The sequence below is a fragment of the Alphaproteobacteria bacterium LSUCC0396 genome (genome assembly GCA_041228345.1).
Lineage (GTDB): Bacteria > Pseudomonadota > Alphaproteobacteria > Puniceispirillales > Puniceispirillaceae > UBA3439.
Window position 1 is genome coordinate 2079229 of the sequence record CP166131.1, and the last position, 21634, is coordinate 2100862.

Consider the following 21634-nt stretch of genomic DNA (forward strand, 5'->3'; position numbering starts at 1 on the left):
AAGTGATTCGTCATGAGATTGTCTATCACGAGATAGCTTGTCACGGCGGATAATGAGCAGTACATATCACAGTATGGGTCAAACAGACATCAAAGCACGTCTTTTTGTGGATGCGCCGCTTGCAGACGGCGCCATCATCGAGCTGCCATCCGATCAAATGCACTATTTGTTGACTGTGCTTCGTCTTGGTGTTGGCGCGGTGATCGCTGTTTTTAACGGTGCAGATGGCGAATTTGCGGCGGTTATTTCGCAGGCGGCGAAAAAACAATGTTCGATTACCATTGGCGCCCAGCGGCGAGAGCAGGTTTATTGCCGCGATTTATGGCTGTTATTCGCGCCGGTCAAAAAGGCAAGGCTGGATTTTATCGCGCAAAAAGCCAGTGAATTGGGCGTCCGGGTTATCTGGCCTGTTCGAACTGATTATTGCCAGATCAGTCGGGTCAATGACGACCGGCTGGCGGCAAATGCAATCGAGGCTGCCGAACAGACTGAGCGGCTGGATATTGCCGAAATCTGGCCCTTTACCGGTCTCGATGAAGCGCTTGCCAGCTGCGAGGATGACCGGCTGTTGATCTGGTGTGACGAGGCCAGCGCCGGACATCCATCATTAAACATCACTGCCGCGCTTGCCGCCGCACCGCCGCATGATAAGGCGGCTATTCTGATTGGGCCCGAGGGCGGGTTTTCCGCGGCCGAGCGAGCCTATTTGCAAGCGCGAAATAATTGTTTGAAAATTTCTCTGGGGCCGCGCATATTGCGGGCCGATACCGCCGCTATTTCGGCGCTTTCTTGTTACCAGTCAATTTGTGGAGATTGGCAAAGCTAGGCATTTTGTCTGGCTGAAACCGGCTAGGGTGATTTGTTTCACGATGGCTTGAATGCAGGGGGGATACCGCATGGCAAACAATAGCACGATCATCACAGATGTCGGACAGCTTGTTGACTGGATCGCCAAAGGCGCAAAACCGTCTGCTGATTGGCGCATCGGAACCGAGCATGAGAAATTCCTGTTTCACCGCGATAGCCTGCGGCCGGTTGCCTATGAGGGTGATAGCGGCGTCGAGGCAATGCTTCACGCGCTGTGCAAACGCATCGGCGACAAGGCCACGCCAATCATCGAAAAGGGTAAAATCATTGGCCTGAAAGATGGCGATGGTGGATCGGTTTCGTTGGAACCGGGGGGGCAATTAGAATTATCTGGCGCGCCCTTGGCCAATCTGCACCAGACCTGCGCCGAGACCGGGCGGCATTTGCGTCATATGCGGGCAGTTTCGTCGGCGCTTGGGGTTGGAATGCTTGGCATCGGGTTTCAGCCAAAATGGGGCCGTGACGATATTTCATGGATGCCAAAGGGCCGATACCGGATTATGCGCGATTATATGCCCAAGGTTGGTACGATGGGGCTGGATATGATGCTTCGGTCCTGTACGGTTCAGGTTAATCTCGACTATGCGGATGAGGCCGATATGCGGCGCAAATTCCGCACCTCGCTTGCATTGCAACCGGTGGCAACGGCGCTATTTGCCAATTCACCATTCAAAGATGGCAAGCCGTCTGGCTTTTTGTCGAGCCGGGCCCATGTCTGGACTGATACTGATAATGCGCGCTGCGGTGTGCCAGCGTGTGTTTTTGATGCCAATTTCGGCTATGAACAATGGATTGACTATATTCTTGATGTGCCGATGTATTTTCTGCATCGCGGCGAAGATTATATTGATGTAGCGGGCAAATCTTTCCGCGATTATCTGGCCGGAACGCTTGCTGGATTTGAGGGTGAGCCGCCAGTAATGGCCGATTTTGAAGATCATATCACCACGGCGTTTCCCGAGGCGCGGCTAAAGCAATATCTTGAAATGCGGGGCGCAGATAGCGGGTCTTGGGCGAATATTTGCGCGCTTCCGGCCTATTGGGTCGGACTATTATATTGCGACGATGCGTTGGCCGAGGCCGAGGCACTCGTCGGCGATATTGGCCCTGATGATGTGATGGCGGCGCGGCTGTCTGTGGCAAAGGATGGACTTGGCGGCAAGCTTGGCGCGCATGATGTCTATGATCTGGCCAAAAGGACGGTTGATATCGCATCAATGGGTTTGCGTAATCGCGGTATTTTCGATGATGGCGGCAATGATGAAAGTGGCTTCCTTCAGCCTTTACGCCAGGTGATCGCAACGCAAAAAACCCCAGCCGAAGTCATGCTTGACCTCTATCATGGTGACTGGGCAGAAGATATTGATCAGGTTTTCACATCAAACCAGTATTAGCGCCCGGCAACGATCGGCGCCGTAAAACAGCGTGCTGAAGATAGTCTTGGCCGCACCATAAGGATCTTTCATATGCCTGTTTTATTGCTTGTGGTGTTTATCAATTTTGTTGGTATTGGCGCGCTTATTCCGGTTTTGCCCTACACGGTAATTGAAACCCTTGGCCTGTCGGCAACGGTGATGACATTGCTGTTGGCATCATTTGCCTTTGCGATGTTTTTATCAAATCCGCTTCTTGGTCGTTTGTCTGATCATGTTGGGCGGCGCCCGGTTCTAATGTTCAGCCTCGCGGTGAATGTTATGGCGCATATCTGGTTTGCCTTGTCGGATGATATTGTCCATATGTTTGCGGCGCGAATTCTGGCTGGTCTTGCAGCGGGCAATACAGGCGTCATTCAGGCAATGATTGCCGACCGCGTCGAGGCCAAGGATCGGGCCCGCTATATGGGGCTGTTTGGGGCGGCAATCGGAACTGGCTTTGTTGCTGGACCGGCGCTTGGCGGGCTGTTTAGCGGATTAGGCGATGGGCCACTTCATCAGGCACCATTTTTGCTGGCTGCCGGGTTTGGTGTGATTGCGTTCATACTGTCGATGCGATTGAGCGAGAGTGCGGCGGCTGCCCCAGCACAAAAAGCACCAACAGCGCCGCTTGGAGCGCGGTTAAGAACGGTTCTTCGCAGTGAATTGGCGCTCTATGCGCTGGCGTTTTTCTGTCTGAACCTGTCATTTGCGCAGGTAGAGGCCAGCTACATCCTGCTGCTTCGTGACTATCTTGGCTTTGGGGCAAAGCAAACCGGCTGGCTGTTTACCTATATTGGTGTCTGCATTGTTCTTGTTCAGGCCGGATTAATCAATGTTGCGGTGCGCTATTTAGGCGAGGTTGGCACGGTTGGATTTGGTGCCAGCATGCTGGTGTTTGGGCAGGTGATCACGGTGCTTTTGTCACTTGGTTTCATGCTTGGTAACACCTATCCGCTGGCGCAGATCGTCTTGACAACAACCGCGGTCTGTTTTGGCTTTGGCTTTAGCAATCCGGCATTATCAGCCGCGGCGAGTAATGCCGCCGGTAAAACCACCATGGGCGGCGCGCTTGGCACCGTTCAGGGGTTTGCTTCGCTTGGGCAGGTCGCCGGTCTGGTTCTGGCTGGCCCGTTATACCAGCTGGGTGGATCGCATTACCCGTTCGCTTTTGGCGCTGGCATCACCGCGGTTTTGTTAGGCGTTGTTTTCGTGCTTAAGCGGCGTCCACAGGTACGTTCAGCCTAAATCGGGCGTCAGCGGTTCGGTGCTGTTGCGCTTAAGCGGCTTCGGTGCCACCGACCGTAACGCCGCCCATTTTCACCGTTGGCTGGCCGACGCCGACCGGAACGCTTTGTCCCGCCTTGCCGCACGTGCCAATGCCACTATCCAGCTTGGTGTCATTGCCGATCATGGTAATCTTTGACATGGCGTCAGGGCCATTGCCGATTAGCGTCGCCCCTTTCACCGGCGCACCGATCTTGCCATTTTCAACAAGATAGGCCTCGGCCGCCGAAAAGACGAATTTGCCAGAGGTGATATCGACCTGACCGCCGCCAAAATTGACCGCGTAAATGCCCTTTTTCATTGAGGCAACAATCTCTTGCGGATCAGCATCGCCATTTTCCATATAGGTGTTGGTCATCCGCGGCATTGGCGCGTGTGCATATGATTCGCGCCGTCCATTGCCGGTTGCGTCAACGCCCATAAGGCGGGCGTTCTGACGATCCTGCATATAGCCTTTCAAGATGCCATCTTCGATCAACACATTGCGCCGGCTTGGGGTGCCCTCATCATCGACGGTGATCGAGCCGCGCCGGTCGGCAATGGTGCCGTCATCAATGACTGTCACGCCCTTTGAGGCAACTTGTTGGCCAATCCGGCCACTGAACACCGAGGTGCCTTTGCGGTTGAAATCGCCTTCAAGCCCGTGGCCAACGGCCTCATGCAGCATCACGCCCGGCCAGCCTGCGCCAAGCACAACTTCCATTTCCCCGGCAGGTGTCGGCACGGATTGCAAATTTAAAACGGCAATCCGCAATGCCTCATCGACCTGAGATTGCCAGCTTTCCGGCGTTAGCCACTGATCGAGCATAACCCGACCACCAGCACCAGCACCGCCCGATTCCATCCGGCCGTTCTGTTCGACGGCAATCCAGATATTGATCCGCACCAAGGGGCGGATATCAGCAACCCGAATACCGTCGGCACGCATGATCTGGACGGCCTGCCATGATCCGGCAAGGCTGGCGCTGACCTGCTTGACCCGCGAATCCGAATCGCGGGCATAGGCGTCAATTTCCTGCAAAAGTTTGATTTTAGTGTCAAACGACGTCGCATTCAGCGGGTTTTGATCTGAATAAAGTGGATTGTTTGCACCCGCGCTAGGGGCCAGTGCCGCGTTCCCGCTATAGCCCTTGGTGACGGCTGATACACTGTCGGCAGCGCGTTTCAGCGCAGCTTCAGACAATTCGCCAGCATGAGCATAGCCATGCGCCTCACCAGCCACCGCACGAAGGCCAAACCCGCTTGACTGGTCGTAACTGGCTGTTTTCAGGCGGCCATCATCAAAGGCCAGCATTTCTGCATGACGCATTTCGAGAAATAATTCGCCATCATCACCACCAGACAGCGCATCACGGACAATTTTGCCAGTGCGCTGCAAATCTAGATTGGTGCGGGTAAAAAACAGTTCGTCGGTTTGCTGAAGCAGATCCATGATCCATCCTGACCAGACAGGTTAACGTAAATGATATGACTCGGGTGGATGCACCCGGCCAAACCTTCGATGATAGAGATGATGGGCTTGTTTGCGATGAAATTCAAGGCTTGAGCTTGGCTTCATTTCAGTCATGGCCGGTGGCAAGTCAGATTTTACGGCGAAAAAGGGAAAAAAGTTAAAAATTATAGCGACAGGCTGCCGCATGGGGCTTTTCTATTCAGCCCAAACAGTCTAAACAAATCCGGTTCGGTGGGTAGGTCTGTCGCCTGTGCCACCTGACCAGATGATTTTGAACGACAGATGACGAATTTTGGGAGAGGAATCCATGCCAATTTTGGCCAAATTCAATGCGCTACTCGCGCAGTTTCTTTCGGGACGCAAGGCAGCTAAACTCGCCGGTGTTTTATGTGGTGGTGTTGCGCTGGCTTTGAGTGCGACTGGCGCGGCTATGGCAGCAGCGCCCGTGCCGTGGCAGATGGATCTACAGCCACCGGCGGGATCACTCGCTGAGATGGCGACTGACCTGCATAATCTATTGCTGGTGGTCATAACGCTCATTTCGCTGTTTGTCCTCGCTTTGCTGATTTATGTCGGTGTGCGTTTCCGTGCGAGCCGTAACCCAAACCCGTCAAAGACATCGCATCACACCGTGATCGAAATCCTGTGGACGGTCATTCCGGTTCTGATCCTTGTTGGCATTGCGGTTCCGTCATTCCGTTTGCTCTATTACATGGACCGCACAAACGAAACCGATATGGTGATCAAGGTTACTGGGAATCAGTGGTACTGGAACTACAGCTACCCCGACGAAGGCATCGCCTTTGACAGCTATATGGTGGATGAGGCTAATCTAAAGCCCGGCCAGCCGCGCCTATTGACCGTCGACAACCCGATGGTCGTGCCAGAAGGCACCCGGATCAAACTGCTGATCACCGGTAATGACGTGATGCATTCGTTCTTTGTGCCGTCACTTGCAGTGCAGATTTACGCCTTTATCGGCCGCACGAACGAAGCCTGGATTGACGTGCCGGTTGGCGGCCAGACCTATTACGGCCAATGCAACCAGATTTGCGGCGTAAACCACGCCTATATGCCGATCGAGGTAAAGGCCCTGCCAAAGGCTGAATACGCCGCTTGGCTGGCCAATGCCAAAAAAGAATTTGCGTCGAACGAGGTCGTTCCTGCGCAAACAGAAGTTACTTTGGCATCAGCCAAATAATTAAGCGAAGAGGATTTACAAATGAGTGCTCAAGCCCACGCTGATCACGGCGCCCCTTCAAGTTTTGTGCGTCGTTGGCTTTATTCAACTAACCACAAAGATATTGGTACCATGTATTTGGTCTTCGCTATTCTGGCGGCCTTTATCGGTGGTGGCCTGTCTGTCTATATGCGCATGGAGCTTATGAATCCGGGCGTTCAATATATGGATAGTGGCCATGTTTGGAACGTGTTTACCACTGCACATGGCCTGATCATGGTCTTCTTTGTGGTGATGCCGGGTCTGATTGGCGGCTTTGGTAACTGGTTCGTGCCGATTATGATTGGCGCGCCGGACATGGCGTTTCCGCGAATGAACAATATCAGCTTCTGGCTGTTGCCACCGGCATTTATCCTCTTGTTGTTATCAGCGGTGATGGATGGCGGTGCTGGTGTTGGCTGGACAATCTATCCACCATTGTCATCAACAGCCGGCACGCCGGGTATGTCGATGGATCTGGCGATTTTCTCGCTTCACCTTGCTGGTGTGTCCTCAATTCTGGGCGCGGCGAACTTTATCACTACGATCTTTAACATGCGTACTCCGGGCATGACATTGCACAAGATGCCATTGTTCGCTTGGGCAATGCTTATCACGGCATTCTTGCTGCTGTTGGCGGTTCCGGTTCTTGCTGGTGCGATCACTATGCTGTTGACCGACCGTAACTTTGGCACAACCTTCTTTATCCCTGAAGGTGGCGGTGATCCGATCCTGTTCTTGCACCTGTTCTGGTTCTTTGGCCACCCCGAAGTTTACATCATGATTTTGCCAGCGTTTGGCATCGTCAGTCATATCATCTCGACCTTTTCGAAAAAGCCGGTCTTTGGCTATCTCGGTATGGCCTATGCAATGGTGGCAATTGGTGTCGTCGGGTTTGTGGTCTGGGCGCACCATATGTATACGGTTGGCCTTAGCGTCGATACGCGTGCCTATTTCACCGCTGCGACCATGGTCATTGCGGTGCCAACAGGGGTGAAAATCTTCTCATGGATCGCGACCATGTGGGGTGGTTCAATCACCTTCCGCGTTCCGATGCTATGGGCGATTGGCTTTATCTTCCTGTTTACCGTTGGTGGTGTGACAGGCGTGGTCTTGTCAAACGCCGGTCTGGATGTAGTTTTGCATAACACCTATTATGTGATCGCCCACTTCCACTACGTCTTGTCGCTTGGCGCAGTGTTTGGCCTTTTTGCTGGATTCTATTACTGGTTCTCAAAAATGACCGGTTACGAATATTCAGAAGGCCTTGCCAAGCTGCATTTCTATGTCACCTTTATCGGCGTCAACCTCACCTTCTTCCCAATGCACTTCCTTGGCCTTGCTGGTATGCCGCGTCGCTATATTGACTATCCGGACGCGTTTGCTGGCTGGAACATGGTGGCGTCAATTGGCTCTTACATCGGTGCTTTTGGTGCAATCCTGTTCCTTGTGGTGATTGTTGAGGCCTTCATGGCAAAGCGCCGGGCCGAAGCGAACCCATATGGTGAAGGGGCAACAACACTGGAATGGCAAGTTGCGTCACCTCCGCCGTACCACACCTTCGACGAATTGCCGAAGGTCAAGTAAGGTAGGGCATAGCCCGTTTTTGAAAGGCATTTTGATGGCTGTTACATCAAACCAGCACATGATCAACGACACCGACGGCTTGTTTGAGCCGTCGGTTGCCGATTTTTGGTCACTGTTGAAACCACGGGTGATGAGCCTGGTCATTTTCACAGGCTTTGCTGGCATGTATGTGGCACCGGGTGCCGTGCATCCGTTGGTGTTTGCGATCTCGCTGTTTGCGATTGCCGCCGGGGCGGGTGCGTCGGGTGCAATCAATCAATGGTATGACCGTGATATCGACGCGATCATGACCCGCACCAAAACCCGGCCTATTCCAGCCGGTGTTATGGCGCCTGCCGAAGCGCTGACCATGGGTTTGGTTATCTCGGCGCTATCTGTTTTGTTGCTTGGTCTTGCGGCAAATTGGCTGGCCGCGGGGCTGCTTGCCTTTACCATTTTCTTTTATGCTGTTGTCTATACTGTCTGGCTGAAGCGCAGTACACCGCAAAACATCGTTATCGGCGGTGCGGCGGGCGCCTTGCCACCCGTGATTGGCTGGGCCGCGGTTACCGGCAGCCTGTCAATCGAGCCATTGTTACTATTTGCCATTATCTTTATTTGGACACCGCCGCATTTCTGGGCGCTGGCACTGGTTAAAAATGACGATTATAAGGCCGCTAATGTGCCGATGCTGCCGGTCGTGGCGGGGGCCTTGGAAACACGTCGTCAGATTGTAATCTATGCGGTTCTGCTGGCACCACTGGCCGTTGTGCCGTCATTTATTGGTATGGCGTCTGTCGGTTATGGCGTTATTGCCAGCATCGCTGGAGCGCTGTTTGTTGGGATGAGCGTGCACCTATATAAAACCGGCGATCACAAACACGCAATGCGCCTGTTTGCCTATTCAATCTTGTATCTGTTCCTGCTGTTCCTAGGGCTGGTGATTGACCATGCTATTCTTGGCTATCTGGCGGGAGCGGCCTGATGGAACGTCGCCGTCAGCCAAAGACCGCAACCGAAATGCAGCAGATGCGCAAAAAGCGTAATCTTGCGCTGCTTGCGGTAATTGGCGGATTGGTTCTGCTGTTTTATGTGCTGACCTTGGTAAAGATTGGCGGTGCAACATGATCGCGCGATCCAGCATGGCCGCACCGAACGGTAATCGCCGCACCTTGGCCATTTTGGGTATTCTGGTGGCGGGTATGGTTGGCCTATCCTATGCATCAGTGCCGCTTTATCAGCTGTTTTGCAAAGTGACCGGCTATGGCGGCACGACGCAGGTTGCCGATCAAAGCTCTAGTCAGATTGTGGCCGATTATCCGGTTGATGTGCGCTTTGATGCGAATGTGAACCCGTCATTGAACTGGAAATTTGTTCCAGTTGATCGGAAAGTAACGTTAAACCCGGGTGAGGAAGTGGTCATTAATTACCGCGCCACAAATATGGGCGATGTGCCCAGCACCGGCACCTCTACATTCAATGTAACGCCGGTCAAAGCGGGCCCATTTTTTATGAAGCTGGATTGTTTTTGTTTTATCGAACAGACATTACAGCCCGGAGAATCTGTCGACATGCCAGTACGGTTTTTTGTCGACCCAGAAATTGTGACGGATGAAAATGCTAATGACATTCGGGAAATAACCCTGTCATACACATTTTTCCCGGCACTTGAGAGCAACTCGGCTAAGAGTCGCACGCAATAATCGAGGAGAGGTGGCTGGATAAAACATTACCAGCCAGATTTTGAGGAGACGAACATGAGTGGTGCAAATAAACACCCCTATCATCTAGTAGAAGCAAGCCCATGGCCAGCGGTCGGGTCGGCCGCAGCCTTTACCGCGGCAGTTGGCGGTGTCATGTATATGCATGAAGTGGCCTATGGAGTTGCTGTTTTGGGACTTGGATTTGCGCTGGTTTTGGCAACCATGTTCATGTGGTGGCGCGACATTATCCGCGAGGCCGAATATCAGGGACACCATACGCCGATCGTTCAGATTGGTATGCGTTACGGCATGATGCTGTTCATCACGTCAGAAGTGATGTTCTTTGTCGCGTTTTTCTGGGCGTTCTTTGATCGCGCCATTTATCCGAATGACGGGGTATGGCCGCCAGAAGGCATCATCACTTTTGATCCGTTTGACCTGCCATTGATCAACACATTGGTTTTGCTTTTATCGGGGTGTACAGTCACATGGGCGCATCATGCGTTACAGCATGGCAACCGTAAGGATTTCATGACCGGCCTTGCTATGACCATTGTGCTGGGCGCGCTTTTCACCGGCTTGCAGGCGATTGAGTACAGCCATGCAGAGTTTGGGTTTACCGATGGTATTTATCCGTCAGTCTTTTACATGGCGACCGGATTTCATGGCTTTCATGTTCTTGTTGGTACGTTGTTTCTGGCAGTCTGCTGGTTCCGTGGCCGTGCTGGTCATTTTACTGCTGATCAGCATTTTGGATTTGAGGCTGCGGCATGGTACTGGCACTTTGTCGACGTTGTTTGGCTGTTCCTGTTTGCCGCCGTTTACTGGTGGGGTGGTTGATCATCAACCGCTTCAGGCATAATGTCTGCAGCTAGAATTTTAAAAAATCGGGGTGTCGGCGCTAGGGTAAATACGCGCTGGCGCCCTTTTTGACATGGCGATGCCATGAAGGTATGACAATGAAATTCCGCCCGTTTCTATGGTTGACGATTGTATCCCTGCCAGCATTGTTGGTGTTAGTTGGGCTTGGATCATGGCAGTTGCAGCGACTGCAGTGGAAAAATGACCTGATTTCCAGCTTTGAGGCACGTGCGGCCGCCCCCGCCATCGCGGTTCCGGCGGCAGATGCCGGCCTTGACGATGTTGAATTTCGGCGGCTGTCACTTGAGGGCGCGTTTCTGCATGATCGGGAAATATTCCTGACCGGTCGCACCTATGAAGGCAATGCCGGCTTTCATGTCGTAACACCATTTAAACTGGATGATGGACGGTTGATCCTGATCAATCGTGGTTGGGTATCTGAAGATTACCGTGATCCGGCCAAACGCAGCTTTTCGCAAATTAATGGGAAAACCTCGGTTGCCGGGATTTTGCGCCGTCCGGGGGTTAAAGGCTATTTTGTTCCGGAAAACGAGCCTGATAACGGCTTTTGGTTTACCCTAATCCCCGGCCAGATCAACCAGCATCTGGGGCTGGACGCTGCCGCTATCAACGCATTTTATGCCGATGCTGTGCGCACCTCAGACGTTGTGACATTGCCAATTGCGGCCAAGACAAAGCTGAATTTGAGGAATGCCCACCTCAGTTATGCGTTAACATGGTATGGTATTGCGCTGGCCTTAATCGGGGTATACATCGCGTTCCATTATCAGGCGGGACGGTTGCAATTCAAACGCGGCCAAAAGGATTAGAAATGGATTATATCAGCACGCGTGGACAAGATGGCCCCCTAGGGTTCGAGCAGGCGCTATTAAGCGGTCTGGCCCGCGATGGTGGTCTTTATCTGCCGGTGGAATGGCCGCGTTTCAGTTCGGACGAAATCGCCGCGATGAGAGGCCTTTCTTATGCCGATCTTGCGGGCAGGATCATGGCACCATTTTGCGATGGCGAAATCAGCGAAGCAGAATTAAGTGCGATGGCCGCTGATGCCTATGCGGCGTTTGATCATCCGGCAATCGCACCATTGGTGCAGCTAAATGACAATATTCACATATTAGAGCTGTTTCACGGCCCAACGATTGCCTTTAAAGATTATGCGATGCAGTTTTTGGCGCGTGCTTTTGACCGGGCATTGGCCAAGAAGAACCAGCATGCGGTCATTCTCGGCGCAACCAGTGGCGATACTGGTTCGGCCGCACTTGAGGCATTTCAGGGGCGCAAATCGGTAGATGTGTTTATTCTGTTTCCCGATGGCCGCGTATCGCCGGTACAACAACGCCAGATGACATCGGTGATTGCTGATGGCGCTTTTGCGGTTTCGGTAAAAGGTGATTTTGACGATTGTCAGGCACTTGTCAAAACCCTGTTTAACGATCATCAATTCCGTGATGCGGTTAACCTGTCAGCGGTCAATTCGATTAACTGGGCGCGGTTAATGCCGCAGATTGTCTATTATTTCTCATCGGCATTGGCTCTGGGTGCGCCCGAACAGAAAGTCGCATTTTCGGTGCCGACCGGCAATTTTGGCAATGTCTTTGCGGGCTATGCTGCGGTGCAAATGGGGCTGCCGATCGAACGTCTGATCGTCGCGTCAAACCAAAACGACATTCTGCCACGGTTTTTCGAGGCCGGAACAATGGCGCGTGAGGCCGTTGTGCCGTCGCTGAGCCCATCAATGGATATTCAGGTTTCGAGCAATTTTGAGCGGTTGTTGTTCGAACTGCTCGGCCGTGACGGCAGCAGGACAGCATCGGTGATGCATGACTTTGCGACGACTGGCCAGTTCAGCCTTGATAATGATGTTATGGCCGGGGCTCATCGCCTTTTTTCTGCCTATCGGTTGGATGATGCTGGCACGATTGCCGAGATTGCCACGACCGCGAAAAATGATGGCATGGTTCTCGACCCCCATAGTGCGGTGGGGCTGTCGGCGGCGCGGCGCGCTCATGCGGATGGCACGGTGCCAACAGATATACCGATTATCAGCCTCGCTTGTGCGCATCCGGCAAAATTTGAAACTGCGGTTGAAACCGCCACCGGCGAAAAGCCTGTTTTGCCGCCGCATATGGCTGACCTGATGACAAGACCCGAACAGATGCAGACCGTCTCCGCCGATGCAGATGCGGTAAAGGCACTGGTGCTGGCACGAAAGCGAAGCGCATGACAACAACAGTAACGGTACTTGGTAACGGTCTGAAAATCGCCACACGGGCAATGCCGCACACTGCCACCTTGTCAGTTGGGATATGGGTTAATGCCGGTGCGCGCGATGAGGGCGATAACGAACAGGGTATTGCCCATATGCTGGAACATATGGCGTTCAAAGGCACCAAACGGCGTGACGCGCAGACGATCGCGACCGAGGTCGAAAATGTCGGCGGTTATATGAACGCCCACACAAGCCGCGAGGAAACCGCTTATTATTTACGGCTGCTGCCCGAGCATCTCGATCTGGGTGTCGATATTCTTGCCGATATCCTGACCGAATCGACCCTGCCCGAATTGGAAATTGAACGCGAGCGCGGTGTCATCATTCAGGAAATAGGGCAATCGCTTGATACACCGGATGATCTGGTGTTCGATTTGTTTGCCGCGGCCTGTTACGAAGGCCATACATTGGGACGCCCCATTCTGGGAACGGTTGATAGTGTCTCGGCATTTCAGCAGCAGGATTTAGACGCATTTTTGCGCCGTCATTATGGTGCCGGGCAAATGCTGGTTTGTGCTGCTGGGGCGGTTGATCATGATGATCTTGTGCGCCGGATTGAACAACGGCTTGGTCATATCGGTAATGCCACATCGGCGGTTCGCCACGCCGCGCCTTGGGGTGGTGGCCGCAAGCTGGCAACGCGCGAGCTTGAGCAGTCACATATCGTCTTTGGTCTGCCTGCTAAAATTGACACAATGGCCGACCGGTTTTCACTGATGGCGCTATCGACCCTTTATGGCGGCGGAATGTCATCGCGGTTATTTCAGCAGGTTCGTGAAAAACGCGGGCTGTGCTATTCGATTTTTTCATTTTCCCAATTGCATTCAGATGGCGGCAGCTTTTCTGTTTATGCAGGTACATCAGCCGGTCAGGTTGATGAGATGTTATCAGTCTGTGCGGCTGAGTTAGCGTCGGTCGCAGGCGGCGTGGGTGATGATGAGGTGGCGCGCGCAAAGGCCCAAATCCGCGCCAATCTATTGATGAGCCGCGAGTCTGTTTCGGGCTGTAGTGATGCGCTTGCGCGTCAAATCATGCTGTTTGGACGCCCGCAATCTGATGCGGAATTGCTGGAGGCTATTGACCAGATAGATGCCAAGCAGATTGCCACGATGGCCGCCAATCTCATTGCTGGCGGCACACCAGCGATAGCATGTGTTGGGCCGTCTTCGAAAGTTATGTCAAATGCTGATCTGGCGGCGCGGCTTGCGGCCTAGGCATTGCCAGCTTCGCTAACATAATGTGCAGGATCAACGCCAAGCATTGCATAGGCCTTGTCCCACATATCATCACTATTGATGCCGAATAACAGATGGCTGCTTGCTGGCAGGTTCAACCACACATTGGCAGCCATTTCCTGTTCTAACTGGCCGGCGTGCCATCCGGCATAGCCAAGCGAAACAATAGAATGTTGCGGGCCAGTGCCGCTGATGATGTCACGAAGGATATTCACACTTGAGGTCAGGCCGATATCATGGGTAAGGGCAACACTTTCAGGCCGCATATGATCTTGTGAATGCAGCACAAACCCGCGCGTAGTATCAACCGGCCCGCCAATATAGACCGGCTGATCACCATGAAAGCGCGGCGTCTCCATTTCCAATGTTTTGCAGAGGCGCGCAAGGTCAAGCTGGTCAGTTTTCCGGTTGATCACGACGCCCATTGCCGCGCTTTGGTCATGCTGGCACATCATGATGACACTATGTTGAAAGCGGCTATCGTCGATATGGGGGCTGGCGAGGAGAAGCTGGCCTTGCAGGCTGGCGGCAGTCCTAAAGCGTGCCGCATAATGCAAAGGATCACCTTTCTGGCTTGTATCTTTTCTCGCCGTCATTATCTACATTAGACAGCAATCCCATCACAGGTAAAGCAAAACCATGTCACACCAGATTACGCCTTGGCCGCAGCTGATATGGATTTGGATTAAAAAATGATCAAGCCGCATTCATTTCAGCCATCATTGCAACGGCCTAATTTGCACCAGTACTGGCGGATGATTGGTTGTTTGCGTTTATCATCTCTGCTGCGGCTTTTTGGCGTTATCACGCTAGCTGCTTTGCTTGCTGCGCCCCTGCCTGCGGCTGCGCAATCTAGTGATGGGGCTGGCCCTTGGGTTGGCGATCCGGCGTTTGGTCAAGCGCGGTTGATCAGTGCAGTCACCGGAACTGGTCAGCTGGAACGATTGCCATTGGGGTTGGAATTTCGTCTGGCGCCCGGATGGAAAATATACTGGCGCACCCCTGGCGAAGCCGGATTGCCGCCAGAGTTAGATTTAAGGCTGGCAAGCGGTGAGGTGCTGCAAACCGAGATCGAATGGCCGGTGCCAAAGCGGTTTAATGCATTTGGGTTTGATAATTTCGGCTATGCGGGAACGGTAATTTTGCCGGTTGGGATTCGCGGTCATATGCCGGGCGCGGCGGTGCAGATCAGCGGTCAGCTGGAAGCGCTGGTTTGCGCTGATATATGTGTTCCGCTTGCTGGTGACGTCCAACTTGATCTGGCCGATGGGCCGGCTGAACCCTCGTTGATAGCAATGCCGATCGCCCAGTTTCAAGCAAAAGTGCCGCGCCTTGGTGCCGCCTCATCTCTTGAGATCACGTCCCTGTGGCAGGATGGCGCCCAGCTAAAGGCCGCCTTTCGCGCAGATCAATCGTCGATTGACGATATTTTTGTTGAAGGCGCACCCGGCATTGCTTTTAAGAAACCGGTCATTGACGGCGATGTTGCGGTAATTGCGCTTGAGGGTGATGTGAGCGCCCCGCTGGCTGGACAGGCGCTTGATCTGACTGTTGTTGCCGGTGATGATTTTTTAATGCGTAAGATGGTTGTGGGCGCCTCTGCCGAAACATCATCTGCCAATCGTGACGGCAAGCCCGGCAAAATCTGGACTATTATCGCGTTGGCGTTTCTCGGTGGATTGATCTTGAACCTGATGCCATGTGTTTTGCCGGTATTGGCGATCAAGCTGGCGGCGATTATCGAATCCTCTGGTCAAAGCCGTGGATTTGTCAGGCTGCGGTTTGGTGCCGGGGCGATGGGCATCATTACCAGCTTTGCCCTGTTGGCCGCAGGATTAGCGGCGTTGCGGTTTGCTGGCGGACAAATCGGCTGGGGCATTCAGTTCCAAAGCCCGATATTTCTGACGGCCATGCTGCTGGTTCTGGGGCTGTTTACCCTGAATATGCTCGACCGGTTCTTTTTACCGGTGCCAGCTTTTTTATCGGCTGGCGCGGCGCGCGCTGGGCACAATAATGGTGGATCGGGTCGTGGCACAGTCCTATTCGGTGATTTTATGGCGGGGATGCTGGCGACCTTGCTGGCGACGCCCTGTTCGGCGCCGTTTGTTGGCAGCGCGGTCACGGTGGCGCTGACTGGCGATATGGCCCAGCTTTTTGCCGTCTTTATGGCGATGGGCGCAGGGCTTGCCGCGCCGTGGGGGCTGGTTGTGTTATTTCCGGCTCTGGTTGGGTTGTTGCCGCGCCCGGGCCATTGGATGGTCTGGTTAAAGCGCGCGCTTGCCGGATTGCTGATCATCACAATGATATGGCTTGGCTGGCTTTTATTCACCGTACAAGGCGGCACGGCCGCAGTGCTGGTGTTTTTGTTGCTGATATTGCTGCTTGCGGCGATCCTGTTCCGCATCAAGCTGATGATGCTATGCGCCAGCCTTGGCTTGTTTTTGGGGCTGATGTTCTTGCCAGCACCAGCGGCAGTTAAACAGCAGATGGCAGGAATTGATTGGCAGCAATGGTCGCCTGCGGCAAGTGCTGTTGCGCGGGAACAGGGTAAACTAGTGCTCGTTGATGTGACCGCAGATTGGTGCATTACCTGCAAGGCTAACAAGACACTGGTTCTCGAGGCGGCACCAATTGGCCCGCTGCTCAGAACACTGGCGAATGAAAACAAGCTGGTGATGTTGAAGGCTGACTGGACGCGCCCTGATCCGGCCATTGCCAGTTTTCTGGCAAGTCATGGCCGCTTTGGTATTCCGTTCAATATTATCTATGGCCCCAAGGCAAATGACGGCATAGTGCTGGGTGAATTGCTAAATGCCAATATGGTCGAGTCTGCGCTGATCAAGGCGGGCATGGCGCGCTGATACCTTGTTGGGCTTGCATGATTGAGGTCTGCGGTATAAATAACGGGATAGCTTCTTAAACGTTCTTAATATTCCCAAAAAAGGCGATCCGATGACTGACGAAAATCCTACTATTCAGCCTGGCCAAGAGATCCCAGCTGCAACGATCCAAATGAAATCTGAAGATGGTATTGATGCCATCGAAACCACCGACTATTTCAAGGATTGCCGAGTGGTGATGTTTGCACTTCCGGGCGCTTTCACGTCAACATGTTCAGCTAAACATTTGCCTGGCTATATTCAAAATGCAGAGAAATTAAAAGCAGCTGGCTTTGACAAAATTGCCTGTCTGGCGGTTAATGATGCCCATGTCATGCGGGCGTGGGGGTTGGAAAATAAGGCTGAAGGCATTATTGACATGCTGTCGGATCCGCTGCATGAGTTCTCTACCGCTCTTGGGATTATTCGTTTCCATGGACCAGTATTGGGCGCACGTGCAACTCGCTGTGCAATGGTAATTGACAAGGGCATCCTGACCCATATCTTCATGGAAGAGCCAGCGGCGTTTGAAGTCTCAAGCGCCGAGCATGTTCTAGCCAATATCTAAATTGCTAACCTTTGGACTATAGGGGGCCTATGGCCCCCTTTTTTTGGGCAGATCTGGGCGATGCAGATTTAGGCGATGGCCTCTGCCGCGCCGCGTGCGAGGATGTCACAACGTTCGTTCAATGGATTGCCAGCATGCCCCTTGACCCAATGCCAGCGCACCTGATGTCGCGCGACAGCCTCGTCTAACTGCTGCCATAAATCTTGATTAGCGACTGGCTTTTTTGCCGCGGTCTTCCAGCCATTTGCCTTCCAGCGGGGCATCCAATCCTGAACCCCGTTCATCACATAGCGGCTGTCAGTGTGCAGATCGACCAGCATCGGCCGCGTGACCGCATTCAGCCCCATGATCGCCGCCATCAATTCCATCCGGTTATTTGTCGTATCGGCCTGTGATCCGGTGATCTCACGCTCATTGTCCTGCCATTGCAAAATCGCCGCCCAGCCGCCCGGACCCGGATTTGACAAGCATGACCCATCAGTGTGGATTACAACCGGTTCTGGGGCATCCTGCGGCATTTAACGGCTCCTCTGGGGGTTGGGGTAGACAAGGTGTGATATTCAACCTTGGCGGGAATAATCAATCAAAACCATAGGCGCCAACGCCGGATACGGACTGATGAAACCGCAGTATCGACCAATATTCCATCGGATCTTTCGGGCTGACGAGCGCATCTTTTGGTGTGTGGAGCCAGTCATAGGCGCGTGTTAGGAAAAACCGCATTGCCGAACCGGCGGCCAAAACCGGAATGGCATTAATTTCGGCCTCGCTAAGCGGGCGTACCGACTGATAGCCGCGGATTAGCGCGCGTGATTTTGTCAGATTAAAACTGCCATCAGCATCAAAGCACCATGAGTTCAGGCAGATGCCAATGTCATAGGCAAAAATATCTTCGCACGCAAAATAGAAATCAATCAGTCCGGTCAGCTTATCACCGATGAACAGCACATTATTGGGGAATAAATCGGCATGGATGATGCCTTGCGGTAAATCTTGCGGCCATGAAGCAAGGATAGAGCTCAGGCGGCTTTGCGCCATTTCCTGCATTGAGGGGGTGATTTCATCGGCACCCGCACCAATGCTGTCGAGCAGTGACTGCCATGATGCAGGGCCCAGCGCGTTTGCCCGGCGGCGGGTAATGCCGCTGGCGTGAAGATGCATCGTTGCAAGGCTGACACCAAGCGCAAGGCATTTCTCGCGGTTCGGGTAACGCGACGAGGTGCCGTCAAGAAATGAGAAAACCGCACAAGGCCGCCCCATCAATTCCTGTAAAATGCTGCCATCACGTGCGGCAACGGGCAGGGGGCAGTTCATCCCCATGCCCGCAAGATGGGTCATCAGTTCCATGAAGAATGGCAAATCATCCGCATCGACCCGCTTTTCATACAAGGTTAGAATGAAATGCGCTTTATCGGTGCGCAGAAGATAATTGGAGTTTTCAACCCCCTCGGCAATGCCAGCAAAGCTGAGCACGTTGCCAAGATCATAGGCCGACAAGAACGTGGCTAAAGTCAGGTCATCTACTGTTGTGTAAACCGCCATAAAATCACTAGCCTGCTAAAATGGATGGCAGTTTGAAATTCATTGTTTCCCGAATTTTGCCATGCTCACTAACGTCAATCTGGTAACGCTGGCGAAGCGCGGCAACCACGTCTTCAACTAGGCTTTCAGGTGCCGATGCACCAGCCGATAATCCGATGTGATCGGCCGCATCAACAAGCGACCAGTCAATCGCCTGTTTATCAGCGATCAAAATAGCAGCCTTTGCCCCGGCTAGCTTGGCAACCTCGACAAGACGCTGGGAATTTGATGAATTTTCCGCACCGATCACCAGCATCAGATCAACCGCACCGGCAATATCCTTGACCGCCTTTTGCCGGTTTGTGGTGGCATAACAGATATCCTCGCCGCGCGGGCCAGAAATTTCGGGAAAGCGGAACTGTAGCACTGAAATAATCTCGGCCGTGTCATCAACCGACAAGGTGGTCTGCGTCGCAAAAGCCAGCGCAGCGCCGTCGGGCGGGGTTACCGTGCGGGCATCCTCAACCGTTTCGATCAGGGTCACATCTTCAGGATTAACCTGCCCCATTGTGCCCTCAACCTCGGGATGACCAGCATGACCGATCAGCAGAATATGACGGTGATTATCGGCATGGCGACGGGTTTCAATATGGACTTTGGTCACCAGCGGGCAGGTGGCATCGACCGCGATCATATTGCGGCGGGCAGCCTCATCGACAACAGCGCGAGCAACCCCATGCGCAGAAAAGACAACCGGTGCATCGGCTGGCACTTCATCCAGCTCGTCAACAAACACCGCGCCCTGAGCTGCCAGCCCGTCAACAACCGTTTTATTATGGACAATTTCATGGCGCACATAGACCGGAGCGCCAAATTTTTCCAGTGCGACTTCAACGATGCGAACAGCGCGATCAACGCCAGCACAAAAACCACGCGGCGCGGCAATGGTGAGTTTTTTAGGACTTGTTTTCATAACTATTGTTGTTGCCCATTTCCTGTGTTTAGGTCAATTGCTGTTCGGGAAAAAAAGCTTTATGTTGGGAATATGAAACAGATATCTTTTCTGGCCGTAATTGGCTGTTCGATCTTTCTTGCTGGCTGTACCAGTAAAGATGAGTTTGTCTCTTGTCCCGCGATTAGTGCGCCAGAACAAGGCACGCGTGCCTATGTGCGCTCGGATGAGACAAGGCAGGTGTTTGACGTTCGTCTGAACGGCGTGGATGCTGTCTGCACGCGGCATAAGTCGGGCGGCACAAAGATTGCGCTAAGGACGGGGTTAAAGGTCAAGCGTGACCTTGCTGCCGGGGCTGGTAATGACACGCTGTCGTTGCCGCTTATGACGGCAATTGTCGATCGTAACCAAGCTGTGACCGCGAATGAAGATTTCGGGTATCTGATTGGCTTTAGCAAGGATGATGCAGTGAAATATCCGGTGGTTGAGTTCGAACAGATCGTTCCGGCTGATGCGCGTCTGGTGATTAGCCTAAAGCCAGCTTACTAGGCGTACGTCACTGCCGGTAGCCCCAGCCATAAAAGAAACGCCATAAAAAAAACGCCAGTTCTTGCGAGCTGGCGTTTGTTTATTTCGCATTTTGAAAGGCAGGGATTAATTCAGCTTTTCAATCTCAGCAGCAGCTTTATCGACAAGCGCAAGGCTGGCTTTGTCGTCGAGTTTGCTGGTGATGATCTCGGTCGCTGTGGCGACGGCTAGGGCAGCTGCCCGTTCCCGTAATTCTGCAACCATGCTGGCCTCGGCCGCCTTGATCTTTGCATCGGCCTGTTGTTCCCGCCGTTTGACTGCGGCGATGGCGTTTTTCTCGGCTGTTTCGCGGATCCGCTGTGCGGTCGCTTCGGCTGACTGTAAAATAGCCTCAGCCTCTTTTGCCGCTTCACGGTGCAGACGCTTGTAAGTTTGCAACTCTTCAAGAGCCGCATCCCGTAACGCTGCCGCTTCCTTCAGCTCGTCACTGATTTTTGCCGAACGTTCGTCAAGCATACCGCCCAAAGCAGCGCCGACCTTACGCCAAACAAGCGCGACAAAGACCAAAAAGCCAACAAGCACCCATACCGATTCAAGAACGATTCCCTGTTCCATCAGTTTGCTCCCTGCTTGGCCAGTTTTGTGGCAATTGACGCTGCGGTTTTACCCGCCTGTGCACTGGTGGTTTTGATTCCGGCAAGTGCGGCAACTGCGTCCATAGCAGCTTCGGCTGCGACATCATTAAGATTAGCCAATGCTTCGGTTTTCGCTTTTGCCAATGCAGCTTCAGCGCTTGCAACCTTATCGGCCAGCTTGCGCGCGACTTTGGCGTCTGCTGCCTCGGCTTTTTTCGTGGCTTCCATAGCAGCTTGCTTGGCAAATTCAGCTGCATCGCTGCGGGCTTTCTCAAGGTCGCTCTCATATTCAGCACGGGTTTTGGCAGCATCAGCACTGGCGTTACGTGCCTTTTCAAGATCGCCGTCCAATGTCTGACGACGTTCTTCAAGAACAGCACCAATGCGCGGTGTTACCATTTTGGCCATGACCACATAGCCCGCACCAAACAGCACCACGAGCCAGAACAGCTGTGATGGCCATGTAGCAATATCAAGCTGGGGCAGGCCCGGCTCGCTGGCACCAGCTGCAAAAGCCTTTGCCGACATAAAAGCCGGAAGGGCGACTGCAATTGCGGTTAGCCGGTATCTTGTATTTTCCGTCATTTTTATCCCCTTGCCCGCCTGCCGGACTTGGTTCGTAAACGAACCACAAAGCCGGCAAGCAAGTCATGGAATGTTT

At 53.2% G+C, this 21634-nt stretch carries 22 protein-coding genes; 15 read left to right on the top strand and 7 right to left on the bottom strand.

From position 1 onward, the window contains the following. Positions 1-52 precede the first annotated feature (52 nt). The 3 genes from AB8881_09940 to AB8881_09950 all read left to right on the top strand — a co-directional run bounded on the left by AB8881_09940 (position 53) and on the right by AB8881_09950 (position 3527). Positions 53-826 (top strand): 16S rRNA (uracil(1498)-N(3))-methyltransferase, encoded by a 774-nt coding sequence (locus AB8881_09940; GenBank protein ID XDZ62858.1) that lies wholly within the window; start codon positions 53-55, stop codon positions 824-826. A gap of 70 nt (positions 827-896) precedes the next feature. Next, positions 897-2261 (top strand): glutamate--cysteine ligase, encoded by a 1365-nt coding sequence (locus tag AB8881_09945; GenBank protein XDZ62859.1) that lies wholly within the window; start codon positions 897-899, stop codon positions 2259-2261. A gap of 72 nt (positions 2262-2333) precedes the next feature. Beyond that, positions 2334-3527: an MFS transporter gene (locus AB8881_09950; protein XDZ62860.1), complete on the top strand. Its 1194-nt coding sequence runs from the start codon at positions 2334-2336 to the stop codon at positions 3525-3527. A gap of 31 nt (positions 3528-3558) precedes the next feature. Here the strand turns inward: AB8881_09950 and tldD are convergent, their stop codons facing one another. Further along, positions 3559-4998 carry a metalloprotease TldD gene (gene tldD / locus AB8881_09955; GenBank protein ID XDZ62861.1) on the bottom strand — a complete coding sequence of 480 codons (1440 nt, stop codon included), beginning with the start codon at positions 4996-4998 and terminating at the stop codon, positions 3559-3561. 328 nt (positions 4999-5326) lie between these two features. Here tldD and coxB point away from each other — a divergent pair, with 328 nt between their 5' ends. The 9 genes from coxB (at position 5327) to AB8881_10000 (ending at position 13869) form a co-directional block, all read left to right on the top strand. Further along, entirely contained in the window at positions 5327-6220 is an 894-nt protein-coding gene (gene coxB, locus AB8881_09960) for a cytochrome c oxidase subunit II (GenBank protein ID XDZ62862.1), read from the top strand. 21 nt (positions 6221-6241) lie between these two features. Next, positions 6242-7825: a cytochrome c oxidase subunit I gene (gene ctaD / locus AB8881_09965; protein ID XDZ62863.1), complete on the top strand. Its 1584-nt coding sequence runs from the start codon at positions 6242-6244 to the stop codon at positions 7823-7825. A gap of 34 nt (positions 7826-7859) precedes the next feature. Further along, the gene (locus AB8881_09970) at positions 7860-8789 is read left to right on the top strand and encodes a heme o synthase (GenBank protein XDZ62864.1); all 930 of its coding nucleotides are present in this window, start codon (positions 7860-7862) and stop codon (positions 8787-8789) included. Beyond that, entirely contained in the window at positions 8789-8932 is a 144-nt protein-coding gene (locus tag AB8881_09975) for a hypothetical protein (protein XDZ62865.1), read from the top strand. The genes AB8881_09970 and AB8881_09975 overlap by 1 nt, the downstream gene beginning before the upstream one ends. Continuing rightward, positions 8929-9507, top strand: coding sequence for a cytochrome c oxidase assembly protein (locus AB8881_09980; protein XDZ62866.1), 579 nt, complete (start codon positions 8929-8931; stop codon positions 9505-9507). The genes AB8881_09975 and AB8881_09980 overlap by 4 nt, the downstream gene beginning before the upstream one ends. A gap of 54 nt (positions 9508-9561) precedes the next feature. Continuing rightward, positions 9562-10347: a cytochrome c oxidase subunit 3 gene (locus AB8881_09985; protein ID XDZ62867.1), complete on the top strand. Its 786-nt coding sequence runs from the start codon at positions 9562-9564 to the stop codon at positions 10345-10347. A 113-nt stretch (positions 10348-10460) separates the two neighbouring features. Beyond that, a complete protein-coding gene (locus AB8881_09990) occupies positions 10461-11198 on the top strand; it encodes an SURF1 family protein (GenBank protein ID XDZ62868.1) in 738 nt (245 codons plus the stop codon). A gap of 2 nt (positions 11199-11200) precedes the next feature. Beyond that, the gene (gene thrC, locus AB8881_09995) at positions 11201-12610 is read left to right on the top strand and encodes a threonine synthase (protein XDZ62869.1); all 1410 of its coding nucleotides are present in this window, start codon (positions 11201-11203) and stop codon (positions 12608-12610) included. After that, on the top strand, positions 12607-13869 hold the full coding sequence (locus AB8881_10000; protein XDZ62870.1) for a M16 family metallopeptidase: 1263 nt from the start codon (positions 12607-12609) through the stop codon (positions 13867-13869). Before thrC ends, AB8881_10000 begins: the two co-directional genes overlap by 4 nt. Here AB8881_10000 and AB8881_10005 read toward each other — a convergent pair. Next, complete coding sequence (locus AB8881_10005) at positions 13866-14486, bottom strand: YqgE/AlgH family protein (protein XDZ62871.1); 621 nt, start codon at positions 14484-14486, stop codon at positions 13866-13868. The two genes, AB8881_10000 and AB8881_10005, sit on opposite strands and share 4 nt — an antisense overlap. A 96-nt stretch (positions 14487-14582) precedes the next feature. Between AB8881_10005 and AB8881_10010 the strand changes: the two genes are divergently transcribed. Further along, positions 14583-16751 carry a protein-disulfide reductase DsbD family protein gene (locus AB8881_10010; protein ID XDZ62872.1) on the top strand — a complete coding sequence of 723 codons (2169 nt, stop codon included), beginning with the start codon at positions 14583-14585 and terminating at the stop codon, positions 16749-16751. A 91-nt stretch (positions 16752-16842) separates the two neighbouring features. Further along, a complete protein-coding gene (locus AB8881_10015) occupies positions 16843-17337 on the top strand; it encodes a peroxiredoxin (protein ID XDZ62873.1) in 495 nt (164 codons plus the stop codon). Positions 17338-17405: 68 nt separating this feature from the next. Here AB8881_10015 and rnhA read toward each other — a convergent pair whose 3' ends face one another. From rnhA to ispH, 3 genes are all read right to left on the bottom strand, one after another. After that, a complete protein-coding gene (gene rnhA / locus AB8881_10020) occupies positions 17406-17855 on the bottom strand; it encodes a ribonuclease HI (protein ID XDZ62874.1) in 450 nt (149 codons plus the stop codon). A gap of 61 nt (positions 17856-17916) precedes the next feature. Then, positions 17917-18879, bottom strand: a complete 963-nt coding sequence (locus AB8881_10025) for a homoserine kinase (GenBank protein XDZ62875.1) — start codon at positions 18877-18879, stop codon at positions 17917-17919. Positions 18880-18886: 7 nt separating this feature from the next. Continuing rightward, the gene (ispH, locus tag AB8881_10030) at positions 18887-19831 is read right to left on the bottom strand and encodes a 4-hydroxy-3-methylbut-2-enyl diphosphate reductase (protein ID XDZ62876.1); all 945 of its coding nucleotides are present in this window, start codon (positions 19829-19831) and stop codon (positions 18887-18889) included. Between the two features lie 72 nt (positions 19832-19903). On the opposite strand from ispH, the gene AB8881_10035 reads away from it, so the two are divergent. After that, a complete protein-coding gene (locus tag AB8881_10035; GenBank protein ID XDZ62877.1) occupies positions 19904-20359 on the top strand; it encodes a hypothetical protein in 456 nt (151 codons plus the stop codon). Between the two features lie 105 nt (positions 20360-20464). On the opposite strand, the gene AB8881_10040 is transcribed toward AB8881_10035, so the two are convergent. Beyond that, complete coding sequence (locus tag AB8881_10040) at positions 20465-20953, bottom strand: ATP synthase F0 subunit B (GenBank protein XDZ62878.1); 489 nt, start codon at positions 20951-20953, stop codon at positions 20465-20467. Next, entirely contained in the window at positions 20953-21558 is a 606-nt protein-coding gene (locus tag AB8881_10045) for an ATP F0F1 synthase subunit B (protein ID XDZ62879.1), read from the bottom strand. Before AB8881_10045 ends, AB8881_10040 begins: the two co-directional genes overlap by 1 nt. Between the last annotated feature and the right edge of the window lie 76 nt (positions 21559-21634).